The 14,427-nt window shown below is 69.6% G+C and carries 16 protein-coding genes; 13 read left to right on the top strand and 3 right to left on the bottom strand.

Annotated features, from left to right (window positions below):
• Nucleotides 1-30: 30 nt before the first annotated feature.
• Entirely contained in the window at nt 31-690 is a 660-nt protein-coding gene (locus DMC61_RS28355; RefSeq protein WP_125692746.1) for a hypothetical protein, read from the bottom strand.
• Nucleotides 691-1,137: 447 nt separating this feature from the next.
• Here DMC61_RS28355 and DMC61_RS28350 point away from each other — a divergent pair, with 447 nt between their 5' ends.
• Genes DMC61_RS28350 through DMC61_RS28330 form a run of 5 tightly spaced genes read left to right on the top strand, consistent with a single transcriptional unit; the run spans nt 1,138 to nt 5,059 of the window.
• On the top strand, nt 1,138-2,175 hold the full coding sequence (locus DMC61_RS28350; protein ID WP_125692744.1) for an alpha/beta hydrolase family protein: 1,038 nt from the start codon (nt 1,138-1,140) through the stop codon (nt 2,173-2,175).
• A complete protein-coding gene (locus DMC61_RS28345; RefSeq protein ID WP_125692742.1) occupies nt 2,172-3,005 on the top strand; it encodes an SDR family NAD(P)-dependent oxidoreductase in 834 nt (277 codons plus the stop codon). The genes DMC61_RS28350 and DMC61_RS28345 overlap by 4 nt, the downstream gene beginning before the upstream one ends.
• Nucleotides 3,002-4,228 (top strand): glycosyltransferase, encoded by a 1,227-nt coding sequence (locus tag DMC61_RS28340; protein ID WP_125692741.1) that lies wholly within the window; start codon nt 3,002-3,004, stop codon nt 4,226-4,228. The genes DMC61_RS28345 and DMC61_RS28340 overlap by 4 nt, the downstream gene beginning before the upstream one ends.
• Nucleotides 4,229-4,256: 28 nt before the next feature.
• The gene (locus tag DMC61_RS28335) at nt 4,257-4,631 is read left to right on the top strand and encodes a hypothetical protein (protein ID WP_125692739.1); all 375 of its coding nucleotides are present in this window, start codon (nt 4,257-4,259) and stop codon (nt 4,629-4,631) included.
• A complete protein-coding gene (locus tag DMC61_RS28330) occupies nt 4,628-5,059 on the top strand; it encodes a MarR family winged helix-turn-helix transcriptional regulator (protein ID WP_125692737.1) in 432 nt (143 codons plus the stop codon). Before DMC61_RS28335 ends, DMC61_RS28330 begins: the two co-directional genes overlap by 4 nt.
• Here the strand turns inward: DMC61_RS28330 and DMC61_RS28325 are convergent.
• Entirely contained in the window at nt 5,025-5,465 is a 441-nt protein-coding gene (locus DMC61_RS28325) for an SRPBCC domain-containing protein (RefSeq protein WP_125692735.1), read from the bottom strand. The two genes, DMC61_RS28330 and DMC61_RS28325, sit on opposite strands and share 35 nt — an antisense overlap.
• Nucleotides 5,466-5,615: 150 nt before the next feature.
• Between DMC61_RS28325 and DMC61_RS28320 the strand changes: the two genes are divergently transcribed.
• The 5 genes from DMC61_RS28320 to DMC61_RS28300 all read left to right on the top strand — a co-directional run bounded on the left by DMC61_RS28320 (nt 5,616) and on the right by DMC61_RS28300 (nt 10,999).
• Nucleotides 5,616-6,419 carry an LLM class flavin-dependent oxidoreductase gene (locus tag DMC61_RS28320; RefSeq protein WP_125692733.1) on the top strand — a complete coding sequence of 268 codons (804 nt, stop codon included), beginning with the start codon at nt 5,616-5,618 and terminating at the stop codon, nt 6,417-6,419.
• A 159-nt stretch (nt 6,420-6,578) separates the two neighbouring features.
• On the top strand, nt 6,579-7,562 hold the full coding sequence (locus tag DMC61_RS28315; RefSeq protein ID WP_125692730.1) for a TerC/Alx family metal homeostasis membrane protein: 984 nt from the start codon (nt 6,579-6,581) through the stop codon (nt 7,560-7,562).
• Between the two features lie 256 nt (nt 7,563-7,818).
• Nucleotides 7,819-9,045, top strand: a complete 1,227-nt coding sequence (locus DMC61_RS28310; RefSeq protein ID WP_125692728.1) for a PP2C family protein-serine/threonine phosphatase — start codon at nt 7,819-7,821, stop codon at nt 9,043-9,045.
• Nucleotides 9,042-10,565 (top strand): ATP-binding protein, encoded by a 1,524-nt coding sequence (locus DMC61_RS28305; RefSeq protein ID WP_125692726.1) that lies wholly within the window; start codon nt 9,042-9,044, stop codon nt 10,563-10,565. The genes DMC61_RS28310 and DMC61_RS28305 overlap by 4 nt, the downstream gene beginning before the upstream one ends.
• A complete protein-coding gene (locus DMC61_RS28300; RefSeq protein WP_125692724.1) occupies nt 10,562-10,999 on the top strand; it encodes a response regulator in 438 nt (145 codons plus the stop codon). The genes DMC61_RS28305 and DMC61_RS28300 overlap by 4 nt, the downstream gene beginning before the upstream one ends.
• A 2-nt stretch (nt 11,000-11,001) precedes the next feature.
• Here DMC61_RS28300 and DMC61_RS28295 read toward each other — a convergent pair whose 3' ends face one another.
• Nucleotides 11,002-11,304, bottom strand: coding sequence for a hypothetical protein (locus DMC61_RS28295; RefSeq protein ID WP_016335137.1), 303 nt, complete (start codon nt 11,302-11,304; stop codon nt 11,002-11,004).
• Between DMC61_RS28295 and DMC61_RS28290 the strand changes: the two genes are divergently transcribed.
• The 3 genes from DMC61_RS28290 to DMC61_RS28280 all read left to right on the top strand — a co-directional run bounded on the left by DMC61_RS28290 (nt 11,261) and on the right by DMC61_RS28280 (nt 14,427).
• A complete protein-coding gene (locus DMC61_RS28290; protein WP_233594984.1) occupies nt 11,261-11,803 on the top strand; it encodes a hypothetical protein in 543 nt (180 codons plus the stop codon). The genes DMC61_RS28295 and DMC61_RS28290 overlap by 44 nt on opposite strands.
• 171 nt (nt 11,804-11,974) lie before the next feature.
• Nucleotides 11,975-12,763: a hypothetical protein gene (locus tag DMC61_RS28285; RefSeq protein WP_125692720.1), complete on the top strand. Its 789-nt coding sequence runs from the start codon at nt 11,975-11,977 to the stop codon at nt 12,761-12,763.
• On the top strand, nt 12,760-14,427 hold the full coding sequence (locus tag DMC61_RS28280; RefSeq protein ID WP_125692718.1) for a serine/threonine-protein kinase: 1,668 nt from the start codon (nt 12,760-12,762) through the stop codon (nt 14,425-14,427). The genes DMC61_RS28285 and DMC61_RS28280 overlap by 4 nt, the downstream gene beginning before the upstream one ends.

Genomic DNA, 14,427 nt, shown 5'->3' with positions numbered 1-14,427 from the left:
CCTCGGGGTTCGGCGGGGTGGTGCGGGGGATCAACGGCCGAGCGGACCGGCGGCGTGCCGCCAGGCGTCGACGGCGAGCGCGTCGAGATCGAGGCCGGTGGTCCCGGCGTCACGAAGCACGACCAGCACGTCGTCGGCGGCGATGGCGACGGTGCGCAGACGCAGCCCCGGCAACTCGGGGGGCTGTCCGGGAAGCGTCAGGAGTTGTTCGTAGGAAAGGGTTTTCGCACCCGGCACGGCGGGAGCCGGGTGGACGGTGACGGTCGACACCGCGGTACCGGCCGCGTCGTCGACCGTCACCTTCGAGCACCGCCCGGCCTGCGCGGCCCAGGCCGCCAGATCGGGCGGGTTCGTCATTCGGGCGACCAGTTCGGAGACCTGGCCGCCGGGGACGGCGGACTGGAAGCCCTGGCCGGCGGCGCCGTCGCCGACCAGCCGGCCGTGGACGACGTCTTCGCAACCACCGACGTCGACCCTGCTCTCGCGACTGTCCGGGGTGGACAGTGCCGAGGCCACGTCGAAACCGTCGCGCGCGGACGCTCGCGGGACGGTTCCCGGTGGCAGCAGGGCGGCCTCCGGGACGGTGGGCGAAGGCGGGGCGGGTGCGGCCTGAATCGATTCTCCGGGGGCGCCGGAAATGGTCGCGACCGCGGCGGCGGACACGACGAGTGCGCGAATTCGGGCAGCCATGAATAGCCCTTTCGGAAGGGTCCTTGGGGAGGTGTGGTCCCTTCGGTGGGACGCGGGCGCCGGAGTCGCGTCAGGGAACGCCGAACCCGGGCGGCACGACGAAGGCTACGACGGGAAATCGAATACCGGAAGGTGTCAAGAGAACGTAAATGTCCTTCGTGTACAGGGTGTGACCTGGGAGTATCGGCCTTTTCGCAGGTGTGCGCGCCGGTCTGGTACTCCCGTGCCACAGTCGCTCACTGTCCGTGAGTGATGGGTCACCCGACTGGGGGAGGTCGAGGGATTTCTTGTTTCCCTGGCATTCATATTGTCCTCCCGGATTGTGGGCAGGACAATTGCCTGGAGGGGCTCGTTCCGCTTAACGTGTCGCCACCTCTGATTTTCTTTCTCGGGTAATCGCCGTCACATTTTCGAATTCTGTCGAACGACCGGGACAAAGGATTACGTATGCGCAATACTTCGAGGCGGCTGTGGGCGGTCGCGGCCGTCACCTGCCTGCTGCCGGCCGTCGTCGTGGCTCCGGCGCGGGCCGAGAGCGGTGTCCCGGACGCCAGGGCCGACGACGGCTCGCACGTCGTGGCCCAGACCACTGTGGACGGTGACCCGCGGATACTGGACCTCACCGTGCGCTCGGTCGGCGTCGGGAGTTACGCGATGGTCCGGCTGATCCTGCCGTCGGGGTGGGCCGCCGAGCCGGACCGGAAGTGGCCGGCGGTGTACCTGCTCGCCGGGGAGACGCGGCTGCAGGATTATCGCGGCTGGACCGCCAACACCGACATCCGGAAGCTCGCCGACGACTCCGGCGCGCTGGTGGTGATGCCGGGCTCGGGTTCCGCGGGGTTCTTTTCCGACTGGTGGAATTACGGCAAGGACGTCGTGCTCAATCAATGGGAGACGTTCACCGCCGTCGAGATCCCGCAGTTGATCGATCGCGGCTATCGCGGGGACGGCCGCCGGGTGGCGGCGGGGCTCTCGCTCGGCGGCTACGGCGCGGTCGAACTCGCGGCCCGGCGGCCGGGGGTCTTCCGGTTCGCCGGGTCGTTCAGCGGCAATCTCAACCCCACGGGTCCGTACGGCGAGCTGCTGACCAACGCGATCGTCGCCTCCGCCCGGCAAGACCCCGAAGCGCTCTGGGGCGACCGCCGTCGTGAGGCGTCGCGCTGGGACGCGCACGATCCGCTGGTGAACGCCGACCGACTGCGCGGCACCGAGCTGTACCTGTCCACCGGCAACGGTCTTCCGGGTCCGTTCGACGGCAAGCTCCCGATCGACGTGCTGCCCGGCGCGATGCTGCTCGAATTCCTCTGCTCCGGCCAGACCACCGCGATGGCCGACCGGCTGAACCGGCTCGGTGTCCCGGTCATGACGGACTTCTACGGGGCCGGCACGCATCATTGGGCGTACTGGCAGGACCAGTTGCACAAGACGTGGCCGCGGATGCTGCGTGCCCTCGCCGCGCCGGTGAAGACGGGGGAGGCGTCGTGACCCGTCCGTCCTTTGTGGTCACCGGGGCGTCGAGCGGGATCGGCCGGGCGTGCGTGGCCGAACTCGTCCGGCGGGACGCCCACGTGTGGGCCAGCGTGCGCACCGACGCGGACGAAACCGACCTCGCGCGGACCTTCGGTGAAGCGGTCACCGTGCTGAGGATGGATCTCCGGGATCCGGCGTCGATCGCGGCCTGTGGGGAGAAGGTCGCGGCGGCGGGCCCCTTGCGGGGGCTGGTGAACAACGCCGGGATGGCTCGGCCGGGGCCACTGGAACACGTCCCGCTCGACGATTTCCGGCACCAGTTGGAGGTCAACGTCACCGGTCAGCTGGCCGTCACACAGGCGATGCTGCCCGCGCTGCGTGCCGCGTCCGGTGCCAGGGTCGTGACGGTCGGGTCGATGGGCGGGCGGATCGCGGGGCCGATGGTGGGGCCGTATCACACGTCGAAGTTCGCCCTGGTCGGCTTGACCGACAGCCTGCGCGCCGAGCTCGCCCCGTCCGGGATCGGCGTCGTCCTCGTCGAGCCCGGCGCCGTCGCCACCTCGATCTGGTCGCGCGCCCGCGCCGCCGCCGAAGAGGTGCGCGCCGCGCTGCCGGAGGCCGCGCGGGAAAGGTACGCGGCGCAACTGGACGAGGCCGAACGCAGTGCCGAGCGGTCCGCGCGGAACGGTGTTCCGCCCGAGCGGGCGGCGCGGGTCGTGGTCCACGCGCTGACCGCACGCCGTGTCGCGCCGCGATACCTGGTGGGCAAGGACGCGCGTATCGCGGCGGTGCTGGCGAATCTGCCGTTCCGCCTCCGTTACCGGCTGACGGCGGCGAAACGATGAGCCGGCTCGCCGTGATCGTCGCTCCCGGCTCGCGGGGTGACGTCCAGCCGTGCATCGCCTTGGGCCGTGGCCTTGACGGTGACCGGGTGCGGGTGCTGGCGGCCGAACGGTTCCGGACCCTGGTCACGTCGCACGGCCTGGATTTCGCGCCCCTCTCGGCCGATCCGGCGGAGGTCCTCGGTTCGGACGGCGGGCGCGAATGGACCGAGGGGCGCACGTCCGCGACCTTCCTGCGCGGGTTGCGCGGCGCGCTGGCCCCGGTGATGGAGCGTCTGCTGGCCGACGTCCACCAGGGCGCGGCGGGAGCGGACCTCGTGCTCGCCCCGACGCTGGGATTCCTCGGCGCGCACTTGGGCGCGTCGCTCGGTGTTCCCGACGTCGAACTGCACTACCAGCCCAGCGTGCCGACGGGGGCCTTCGCCCATCCGTTGGTGCCGTGGGCGGCCAGGACCGGGCCGTGCGGCAGGCGGCTGAGCTTCCGCGCCGTCGACGCCGTCGCCTGGCAGGTGCTGCGGCCGGAGGTGGATCGATGGCGCGAGCGGACACTCGGTCTGCCCGCGGCGGGGCTGCGCGGGCCCCGGCGGACGGAAACCCCGGTGCTGTGCGGGTTTTCCGACGCCGTGGTTCCCCGGCCGAAGGACTGGCCCTCACGGGTCCATGTCACCGGGTACTGGTTTCTCGAGGCGCCCGCGGCCTGGCGGCCGGACCCGCGCCTGCGTGATTTCCTCGCGTCCGGGCCGCCTCCGGTGTACGTCGGTTTCGGCAGTATGCGGCCGTCGGAGGCGGAACGGACGTTCGCGGCCGTCCGCACCGCGTTGCGCCGGGTGGGGTTGCGCGGTCTGCTCGGTACCGAGGCCCGAGCCGACGACGACGATCTGCTGACCGTCGGGGACGTTCCGCACGCGTGGCTGTTCCCGCGTACCGCGGCGGTGGTGCACCACGGTGGCGCGGGCACGACCGCGGCAGCGTTGCGCGCGGGTGTTCCCTCACTGGTCTGCCCGGTCTTCTCCGACCAGCCCTACTGGGGCGACCGGGTCTTCCGCCTCGGCGCCGGGCCGCGACCGTTGCCGCTACGGGAGCTGACCGCGGATTCGCTGACCGCGCGGCTGCTGGAGCTGTCCGGCAACCTCCTGTTCCGTCGCGATGCGCAGTACGTCGCGGCGCGACTGCGTGACGAGGACGGGGTGGCAAGGGCCCGGCAGGTGCTGCGATCGGTGGGCTAAATGTATGCGTTTCGCATATAGTTGGGGCATGGACCTCGAGACAGCGATCAACGAATGGCACGAGAGCGTCAACGAAGGCGACCTGAGGCGAGCGGCGGACGCGGTCGGGGATCCCGTCGTCGTTCTCGGGCCGAAGGGCGCCGGGCCGATCACGTCCGCGCAGTTCGCCGACTGGGTGGATCGCTCGGGGATCAGGCTGAAGCCGCGATCGTGGCATCCGGTCAGCGATCACCTGATGGTGGTGGAGGAGGACGCGACCTGGCCCGAAAGCGCGGGACCGACCCGGGTGGCGACCGTGTTCCGGGTGGGCGGCGGCAAGGTCACCGCGGCGCTCCGGCTGCCCGATCTGAAGTCCGCGCTCGAACTGGCCTACATCTGCCGCGAGATGGCGGCGACCGAATGAGCGCCCCAGGTCCGGGCCAGGCACTGTTCGCCTTCGTGCGGCACTGGTCGCGCCGGACGGCGGCAGTCGCGGACCAGGGGCGTCTCGTCCTCGTCTGCGAGGCGGCCCATTCTCTCGCCGGGCGCGGGGCCGAGACGACGGTGAACGCGATCGCCGTCGAGATCGGCCTCGACCAGAGCGGCGCGTCGCGGCTGGTCAAGGCCGCGATCGAGGCGGGCTGCCTGTCCATGGAGGCCTCGCGGAACGATGGGCGCCGCCGCGAGGTTTCGCTGACCGCGGCGGGCCGGTCCATGCTCGATCAGGCCCACCGATGGCAGGAACAGATTTTCGATCAGCTCACCGACGGATGGAGCGAGAAGCGGCGAAGCGAGCTTCAGCGGGCCATGAGCGAACTCATCGACCGCTCGCATCAGCTAAATGCTCCGTGAGGCGGCCGAAGCAGGACTGCCAGCCTTCGTGGTGGCTGTCGCGCTCCGCCACGGTCTCGAAGATCGCTTGGTGGAACGACATTTCCGTCTTGCCGTCGAGGTCGGAGAGGTCGACCGTGACGAGGGTGTCGTGCCCGCGGAAGCCTTCCGGCTCCTCCCAGGCGAAGCTGAAGACGAGCCGCTCCGGCGCGACGATCTCGTGGTAGACGCCCGACATCCACAGCTCGGTCTCGCCGTCGCTGATGCAGGTGCGCCACTTGCCGCCCACGGTGAGGTTGACGGTGCAGGACTTGCCGGTGAAGCCGGCCGGGCCCCACCACTGCGCGAGATGGTCCGGGTCGGTCCACACGCGGAAGACGAGATCGCGCGGTGCGTCGAGGAGACGGGTGATCGTCAGGTCGGTCATCGTGGTTCTCTTCCGCAGGTATTCAACCGATAGGTTAATCAATGCCCTGGTTGAACTCTAGTAGCGTTGTCAACCGGGCAGCACGCGTGGCGTCCACTCGGTCACGCTAAACCGGCCTGAACGTCGGTGCCGGTCCGTACGGTCGCAGGCATGACACTGCGTTCAGCACTCTGGCTCCCGATCTTCGACGAACTCGCCGATCCGGTGATCATCGCGCGCCTGGCCGCCGAAGCCGAAGAAGCGGGCTGGCACGGCTTGTTCGTCTGGGACCACATCCGGTGGCGTGAGCCGGTGCGCGCGATCGCCGATCCGTGGATCACCCTCGCCGCCGTCGCGTCCGCGACCGAGAACCTCGCGTTCGGTCCGATGGTCACGCCGCTGGCCCGTCGCCGTCCGGTCAAGCTCGCCCGCGAGACGGCCACTTTGGACCGGTTGAGCGGCGGACGGCTGATCCTCGGCGCGGGGCTCGGCAGTGACCGCTTCGGCGAGGAGTTCTCGAGGACCGGCGACGAACCGGACGATCGCAAGCGCGCCGAGATGCTCGACGAATCGCTCGAGATCCTCACCGCCGCCTGGTCCGGTGAGCCGGTGCGGCACCACGGCGCGCACTACACGGTCGACGACATCACCTTCCTGCCTCGGCCCGCCCGCCCGATCCCCGTGTGGCTGGCCGGTTTCCCGGGGAAGACGAAGCCGATGCGCCGGGCCGCGCGCTACGACGGGTTCTTCCCGGTCAACCTGCCGCACGCGGACGAGTTCGCCGAGGCGGTCGAGACGATCACCGCACTGCGCGAGGGCGACGAGACGCCGTACGACTTCGCCATCGGCGTGCCGGCGGGCACGGATCTCGCACCCTACGAGCGCGCGGGGGCGACCTGGTGGATGGCCGAATTTCCCTGGGACGACCTGTCCGTCGACGCGGTGCGCGGCGTCTTGAGGGAGGGCCCTTCTTGACCCAAGCTTTAATATCTCTTTACTAAATGCGATACTGGACCGACGAGGGGAGTACTTCCCAAGAGCTTGCCCGGTCAGTACGGACACCCCGCCGGTGTCCCCGGGAGGCCGCCCCCGCCGGGTGAAGGAGACCTCGAACTTCGAGTTCGAGGAGGCTCCATGCCCGAGTCCGTGGCAACCGTGGGATCGCCGGGGTTGTGGGCGATCAGCATCGCCGTCCTGCTGGCACTGCTCGTCGCCGATTTCGCGGTGACCCGGCGCCCCCACGAGGTGTCGATACGGGAGGCCGCCGGCTGGTCGGTCTTCTACCTCGCGCTTCCGGTGGTGTTCGGGCTCTGGTTGTGGCTCGAGTTCGGCGGCGGTCAGGCGCTCGAGTTCATGACGGGGTTCGTCGTCGAGAAATCCCTGTCGGTCGACAACCTGTTCGTCTTCATGCTGTTGCTCGCCGCCTTCGCGGTGCCGTCCGAGGTGCAGCAACGGGTGCTGCTATACGGCATCGTGGGCGCGCTGGTGCTCCGCGGCGTGTTCATCGCGGCCGGTGCCGCGATGCTGTCGGCGGGAACCTGGGCGTTCCTCGTCTTCGGCGTGATCCTGTTCGTCTCGGCGATCAAGATCCTGCGCGAGGCCATGTCCGGCGGTCAGAGTGAGATGGATCTGTCGCAACTGCGGTCGGTCCGGTTGCTGCGCAGGCTCATGCCGGTCACGGATGACTATCGCGGCACCAGGCTGACCGTGCGTGAACACGGACGCCGCGCGCTCACCCCGCTGGCGGTCGTGGTCGTCGCGGTCTTCGCGACCGACGTGGTGTTCGCGGTCGATTCCGTGCCCGCGGTGTACGGCATCACCGAAGACCCGTACCTCGTGTTCGCCACCAACGCCTTCGCCTTGATGGGCTTGCGCGCCTTGTACTTCGTGCTCCACTCGGCGCTCGCGAAGCTGGTCCACCTGAACCACGGCCTCGCGATCATCCTCGCCTTCATCGGGGTGAAGCTGGTGCTGCACTGGGCGCACGGCATCTGGCCGTCGGTGCCGCAGGTCCCGACCCCGGCCTCGCTGGGCGTGATCGTCGCGGTCCTCGTCACGGTGTCGTTCACCAGCCTGTACGCGCGTCGTCGCGAAGCCGCCCGGGCGGCACGGGAGTGAGTGATGATCACCGAACTCGTCGTCGGTTTCCTGATCGATCTTGCGGTCGCCGCCCTCTTCCTGGCCGCGTTGCTCCTGGTCTTCGCGGCGATGCGGCCGCCGCGGCCGCCGCGTGGTCCCTGACCGCAGGAAACCTGGCGTGTCGGTAGTCCGGACCGACGGCATGTCCGGTACGGCCGGTACGCTCCCGGTGGTTGAGAAGACAGCCGTCTTCTGTTCGCGCGCCGGAAAATCCGGTGAGGAAAGGTGGCTGTCCTTGTCCAACGCCGTGCGTTACGGCGAGCAGTCCCCGCCCCGTAGATCTTCTTTCCAGCCGACCCGGTTGCATGTCCTGCTGGTCGAGGACGACGACGTCGACGCGCTGCTGGTCGAAGAAATGCTCGCGGACGCCGTCGAAAACCTGGAACAGGTCGTCCTCGACAGGGTGACGACGCTCGAACGGGCCCTCGCACGGCCGATCACGGCCGACTGCGTGCTCCTGGATCTCCAGCTTCCGGACGCGACGGGGCTGACCGGCCTGACCAGGCTCCGGCAGCACGCGCCGTCGACCGCGGTGATCGTCCTGACCGGCCAGGAGGACGAGGCCACCGGGGTGGCGGCGCTGGGCGCGGGTGCCCAGGACTACCTGGTCAAACAGCATGTCGACGGCAGGCTTCTGGCGCGGACCCTCCGGTACTCCTGGGAACGCAGCCGCGCCGAACGTGTCGAGCAGCAACTGTTGCAGCATCAGTTGCAGGCCAGGGAGAACGCGCGCCTCGAACGGGGTCTGCTGCCGACACCGCTGGTGACCGATCCCCGGCTCGGACTCGCGGTGAGATACCGGCCCGGCCGGAACGGGGCGTTGCTGGGCGGCGACTTCTACGACGCCGTCGAACTCCCCGACGGCACCCTGCAACTGGTCATCGGGGACGTGTGCGGGCATGGTCCGGACGAAGCGGCGCTCGGTGTCGCGCTGCGGATCGCGTGGCGTTCGGTCGTGCTCGCCGGGCTGCCGATGGCGGAAACACTGGCGATGGTGGAGGAAATGCTGCGGCACGAGGCATTGGGGCCGCTGTTCGCCACCGTCTGCATGATCACCGTCGCCCCGGACCGCCGCTCACTGAGGATGGCACTGGCCGGTCATCCGCAGCCGCTCTTGGTCGACGACTCGGGCGGCAGGTTGCTGTCCAGGGAGAAACTCGGCCCGCCGCTCGGCGTCGCGCCGGGTGCGGGGTGGCAGGAGCTGATGGTGCCCCTGGGGCCGCGATGGTCGTTGCTGCTGTACACCGACGGCCTTTTCGAGGGTCGCGTCGAGGGCAGCGGCGAACGGGTCGGGCTCGAACGGATGGCCGCCGCCGCGCTGGACAGCCTGAACGCCGAGGGCGACTCCGCCGCGGCACTCGATCGCCTGATCAGCGAGATGGACCTCCTGCACGGCGGGCCCCTGGACGACGACGTCGCGCTGGCACTGCTCACGTTCGATTCCGGCGAGCCGCCGCGATGAAGCCCGTTTGGTCGATCAGCCGCTGGGCCGTGCTGTCCGGGGTGATCGCCGGCCTGCTGCTCGGGGGCGCGATCGTGGCCGGCGCGCTGGCCTTGACGAACCTCACCGATTCGCGCGCCAGGCTGCTGGACGTCACCGGTCCGCAGGTGCTGCAGTCCACCTCCCTCTCGACGGCGATGCTGAACCAGGAGACCGGTGTACGCGGCTACATCCTGGCCGGACGATCCGAGTTCCTGGAGCCGTACCGGGACGGATTGAGGGCGCAGGACGCGGCCGTCGCCGAGCTGCGGCGGCTCGGCGTCGTCCCCGGTACCGCGAGTGGTGACGAGCTGGACCGGGTGCTGAGCGCCGCCGCGACCTGGCGAAGGACGGTCATCGAACCCGTGCTCGCCGGCGTTCCGGCCACCGGCGCGCAGGTGGACGCGAGCAAACCGCTGTTCGACGAGGTCCGCGCGGCGCTCGGTGTGTTGCAGAACCGCCTGGAGGCCGACCGGCTGGACGCGCGGGAGGACCTGGCGGCCTCCGCCGACGTCCTGCGGGCCATGCTCGTCGTGATCGCGGTCCTGCTCTGCGCCGCGTTCGCGCTGGTCTTCCTGGTCCTGCACCGGAAACTGATCAAGCCGATCCGTCAGCTGGCCTCCGAGGTCCGGGACGTCGCGCAAACCGACGTTCATCGCGAGGTCCGCGGCTCCGGTCCGAAGGAGATGCGAGAGCTGGCGTCCGATGTGGAGTCACTGCGTTCGCGGGTCCTCGAAGAGGTCGCGCGGTTGGAGCGGGCGCAGGAACTGATCGTGACCCGGACCCGCGAGCTGGAGCGGTCGAACTCGGACCTGGAGCAGTTCGCCTATGTGGCTTCGCACGACCTGCAGGAGCCACTGCGCAAGGTGGCCAGTTTCTGCCAGCTGCTCCAGAAGCGGTATCAGGGAAAACTGGACGAACGGGGGGACCAGTACATCGGTTTCGCCGTCGACGGCGCGAAACGGATGCAGGCGCTGATCAACGACCTGCTCGCCTTCTCCCGCGTCGGCCGGCGCCCGGGGGAAAGTGTCCTGCTGGAGTCCGGGGAACTGCTGGACACCGCGCTGGGCAACCTCGAAGACGCGATCGCCGAGTCCGGCGCCGACATCACCCACGGCGAGCTACCCGTCGTACGCGGGGAGAAATCCCTGTTGGTGGCGGTCTTCCAGAACCTCGTCGGCAACGCGATCAAGTTCCGCGGCGAGGAGCCGCCGGAGATCGAGATCTCCGCTGAGCGGGATGGCGATGACTGGCGTTTCTCCGTCGCCGACAACGGGATCGGCATCAGCGACGAGTACGCCGAGCGGATCTTCGTGATCTTCCAGCGGCTGCACGGCCGCGGCGAATACCCGGGCACGGGGATCGGCCTGGCCCTGTGCCGCAAGATCGTCGAACACCATGGCGGGAGGATCTGGCTGGACACCACCGTCGCGTCCGGGACCCGGTTCTGCTTCACCCTGCCCGCAGCGCAGAACTCCGACGAAGGAAACGAGCAAGCATGACCGAGTCTCTGGAACCGATCCACATCCTGCTGGTCGAAGACGACCCCGGCGACGTCCTCATGACGCAGGAGGCGTTCGAGCACCACAAGATCCGCAACACGCTCTCGGTCGTCTCCGACGGCGAGCAGGCCTTGCAGTTCTTGCGCAGGGAAGCGCCGTACGAGGACGCGGACCGTCCGGGGCTGATCCTGCTCGACCTGAACCTGCCCCGCAAGGACGGCCGCGAGGTGCTCAGCGAGGTCAAGGCGTCGCCGGAACTGCGCACCATCCCGGTCGTCGTGCTCACCACTTCCGAAGCCGAAGAGGACATCCTCCGTAGCTACGACCTGCACGCCAACGCCTACGTCACCAAGCCGGTCGACTTCGACCGGTTCATCGACGTGGTGCGCCAGATCGACAACTTCTTCGTCACCGTGGTGAAGCTTCCGCGCTGACCTCAGGGGAAGCGGATCACGGTGATCCCGGCCAGCACGAAGAACACCAGCACCACCAGGGTTCCACTGTGCCCGCCGGATGAACTGGTCACGACCTGTTCGACGGCGCCGGTCAGCCGGACGCCGCAGTCCGCGACGACGGTGTGCCTGCCCGCTTCGATCCGCGTGAATTCGACGGCCGCGGTGAAGGCGCCGGTGCCGTCGGCGTAGGCGCCGCCGACGCGTTCGCCGTCCGACGTCAGCGTGACGCGTTCGCCGGGGGTGCAGCCCTTGCCGGTCGCGGACAACGCTTCGCCGGGCTGCACGCTCGGCCGGTCGAGGATCAGGTCGTTCGGGCCCGGCGGGGTGCTGCTCGTCGACGGGACGTCCGTCGGCGGCGGGGGAGTGTCCGTTGTGGACGGTGGCGTTGTCGTGGTGGTGGGCGGCGGTGTCGTCGTGGTGACCGGGGTGGTGGTCGTCCCCGGTCTGGTCGGGGTCGTCACCGGAACCGACGGCTTGGTCGCCGGCGGCACCTTCGTCGTCGGCGGGGCTGTGGTGACGGTCCCGGTCACGCGGAAGATCGCGCTCCCGGTCAGGGGCTGGCCGGTCCGGGCGTTCGTGCAGGTGCCCGTGACCGTGTGGCTACCGGGTGCCGCGTTGCCCGGCACCGTCGTCCCGACCTGTCCACTGGGGGCGCTGACCGACGTGACGGCCGTTCCGTCCCACGTGAAAGAAATAGGTCCTTTGCAGGGCGAGAAATTCCAGGAAATGGTGAAAGAACTCCCGGCGGGTCCGCTCGAAGGTTTCAAACCAACCGTGGACTGATACGGGGACTGCTGCGCGTTTCCCGTTCCCACCTGGGAAAGCAGGAACAACAACCCGGTCACGGTGCCGAATATCAGGCGAACCACGATACGCATTGGGACGTGCCTCTCCGGTAAGTACTCGCTGTAGCATTCCGGACCAGTCGGCCGAGGAAAACAGGGGATGCGCAAAATGGGACGTGTCATCGCGGCAGGGGTTGCGTTGGGGCTGTGCGCGGTCCTCTTGGGCTCACCACCGGCCAGTGCGGACGACGTCGCCCGTGGCAAGCTCGACCTGGCGGTCACCCTCGACGACCGGCCGATCGCCAACGCCACGGTCATGATCGATCCGGCGAAACAGGTCGAACTCACCGTCACGGCGACCAACAGCGGAGGGACCGCTCTCAAGGTCCGCAGCGTGCGGGTGTCCGGCGTGGCGCTGGCCCTGACCTTCTTCGCCTACGACACCACGGCACCGTTCGAGGTCCCCGCGCACAGCCGGGTCACCCGGACCTTCGTGCTGGACATGGCCGACCTGTCCGGTCAGGCGATCGGGCTGCTCCCGTCGACGGTCGAACTGCTCGACGCCCAGCGCGGCACGCTCGGCGAGGCGACCACCGTCGCGGACATCCGCGGCTCCTTCTGGTCCGTCTACGGCGCTTTCGGGCTCGCGATGCTCGTGCTCACCGTGCTGGCGTGGCTGACCGCCCTGCTCGCGCTGGCCCGCCACCGACTTCCCGCCAACCGGTGGCGGCGCGGCCTGCGTTTCCTGCCCGCCGGATTCGGCACCGGGCTCGTCGCCGTCGTCTCGCTGTCGGTGCTGCGGCTCGTCCCGCCGGAGCCGGCGATCGAGATCCCGGTGGTCCTCGGCGCCGCCGTGATCGCCTTCCTGCTCGGCTACCTGACCCCGCATCCCGCGCCGGGTCCCGGTGGCGACGAGACGGTCCGCTTTCCCGACGCCACCAAGGAATTCAACCGATGAGCGCACCCGCCGAGGTCGTCGCCGCGCTACCGCAGTACGAGATCGGGGCCGCGATCGGCCAGGGCGGGATGGGGGTCGTCTTCGCCGGCGTCCACCGTTCGCTGCGCCGCGACGTCGCCATCAAGCAACTGCCGTGGGACGTGCTGAACCACGCCGTCAGCAGCGAACTCTTCGACCGCGAAGCCCGGGTGCTGGCCAGCCTCGACCATCCGCACATCGTGCCGGTGTACGACTACGTGCGTACCGGCCGTGAGCATCTGATGGTGATGGAACGCCTCGACGGTGGCACGGTGCACAGCCGGTTCCACAGTGGGGAGATCGGCGGGGAACAGGCCTGCGCGATCGGGCTGGCGATGCTCGCGGGGCTCCACGCGGCGCACGAAGCGGGCGTGCTGCACCTCGACGTCAAACCGAAGAACCTGCTCTTCACCACCCAAGGCGTGATGAAGGTGGCCGACTTCGGTATCGCGAAGGTGATCAGCGAGGGTGCCACCCTCGTCACGCACGGCGGCGAAGTCCTCGGCACGCCCGCCTACATCGCGCCCGAGCAGGCGATGGGCAACGCGCTGAGCCCGGCGGCGGACGTCTACTCGGCGGGCACGGTGCTCTACGAACTGCTCTCCGGGAAGCTGCCGTTCGACAACACCCGTGGCGCGATCAGCATGATGCGCCAGCACATGTTCACCGATCCGCGTCCGATCGACGGCGTGCCGTCACCGCTCGCCGGGGTCGTGATGCGCAGTCTCTCGCGCGAACTCGACTCCCGGTACCGCGACGCGGAGACCTTCGCCGCCGACCTCGCCTCCGCCGCCACCGCCGTGTATGGGCCGGGCTGGCTCGAACGCTCCCGCGTGCCCGTCCGGCACCTCACCCCGAGGGTGATCTCCGCGATCGGTGCCCCGGCACCTGCCGGAGACGGCCCGACCCGGCCGGTCCGCCGACCCGCACCGGATCCGACGGTGTCGGCGACCCGCGCGGATCTCGAGCCGAGGAAACGCTCCGGCACGGTGCTCTGGTTCCGGCTCGCCGCGGCGGCCGCCGCGATCGTGCTCGTGCTGCTCACCCTGCTCACGCCGGAACGGCTGCCGCACGAGGCCACGACGCTGAAGATCGACGGCGTCGCGGCCTCGTCGGCATCCCTCGACCTCAGCAAGACGTTCGCGGTGACCGGGGAGGGGAACCCGGGACAGGTCACCCTCGCCCTTTCCGCCGCCGGGATCCCGCTCGGTTCCGCGTCGGCGGTACCGAAACCCGAGGGCGAGGGCTTCCGCGCCGATCTCGCCTTCCCCGGGCTCACCCGGTGGATCGCCGGCGGCGCCGTCACCGCGACCCTGACCGCGGACGGTGTCCCGCGGACCTTCACCGTCGTCACCGAACAGCATCCGCTCGCGAGCGCGCTCGGCGCGGGCAGCCTGATCCTCGCCCTGTTCGCTTTGGCGTACCTGGAATCCGGGCTGCGCACCATCCGGAACGGACACCGCTGGCGGGGCGCGCTCGCCGGCGGGCCGGTGCTCGGCCTGCTGTTCGGTGCGACGGCGTGGCTGTGCGTCTCGGTGCTGAGAGTGCACGAGCCCGCGGTCCTCTTCGGCGTCGGTTGCGCGATCGCGGGTGCCGTGGCGACCGGTTTCGTGGTCGCGGCCGCCCGCGTCCGGCGCACGCGCTGA

It is taken from the genome of Amycolatopsis sp. WAC 04169 (genome assembly GCF_003947535.1).
Lineage (GTDB): Bacteria > Actinomycetota > Actinomycetes > Mycobacteriales > Pseudonocardiaceae > Amycolatopsis > Amycolatopsis keratiniphila.
The sequence above is the reverse complement of the archived record's forward strand: the minus strand, read 5'-3'. Positions and strand labels throughout refer to the sequence as shown.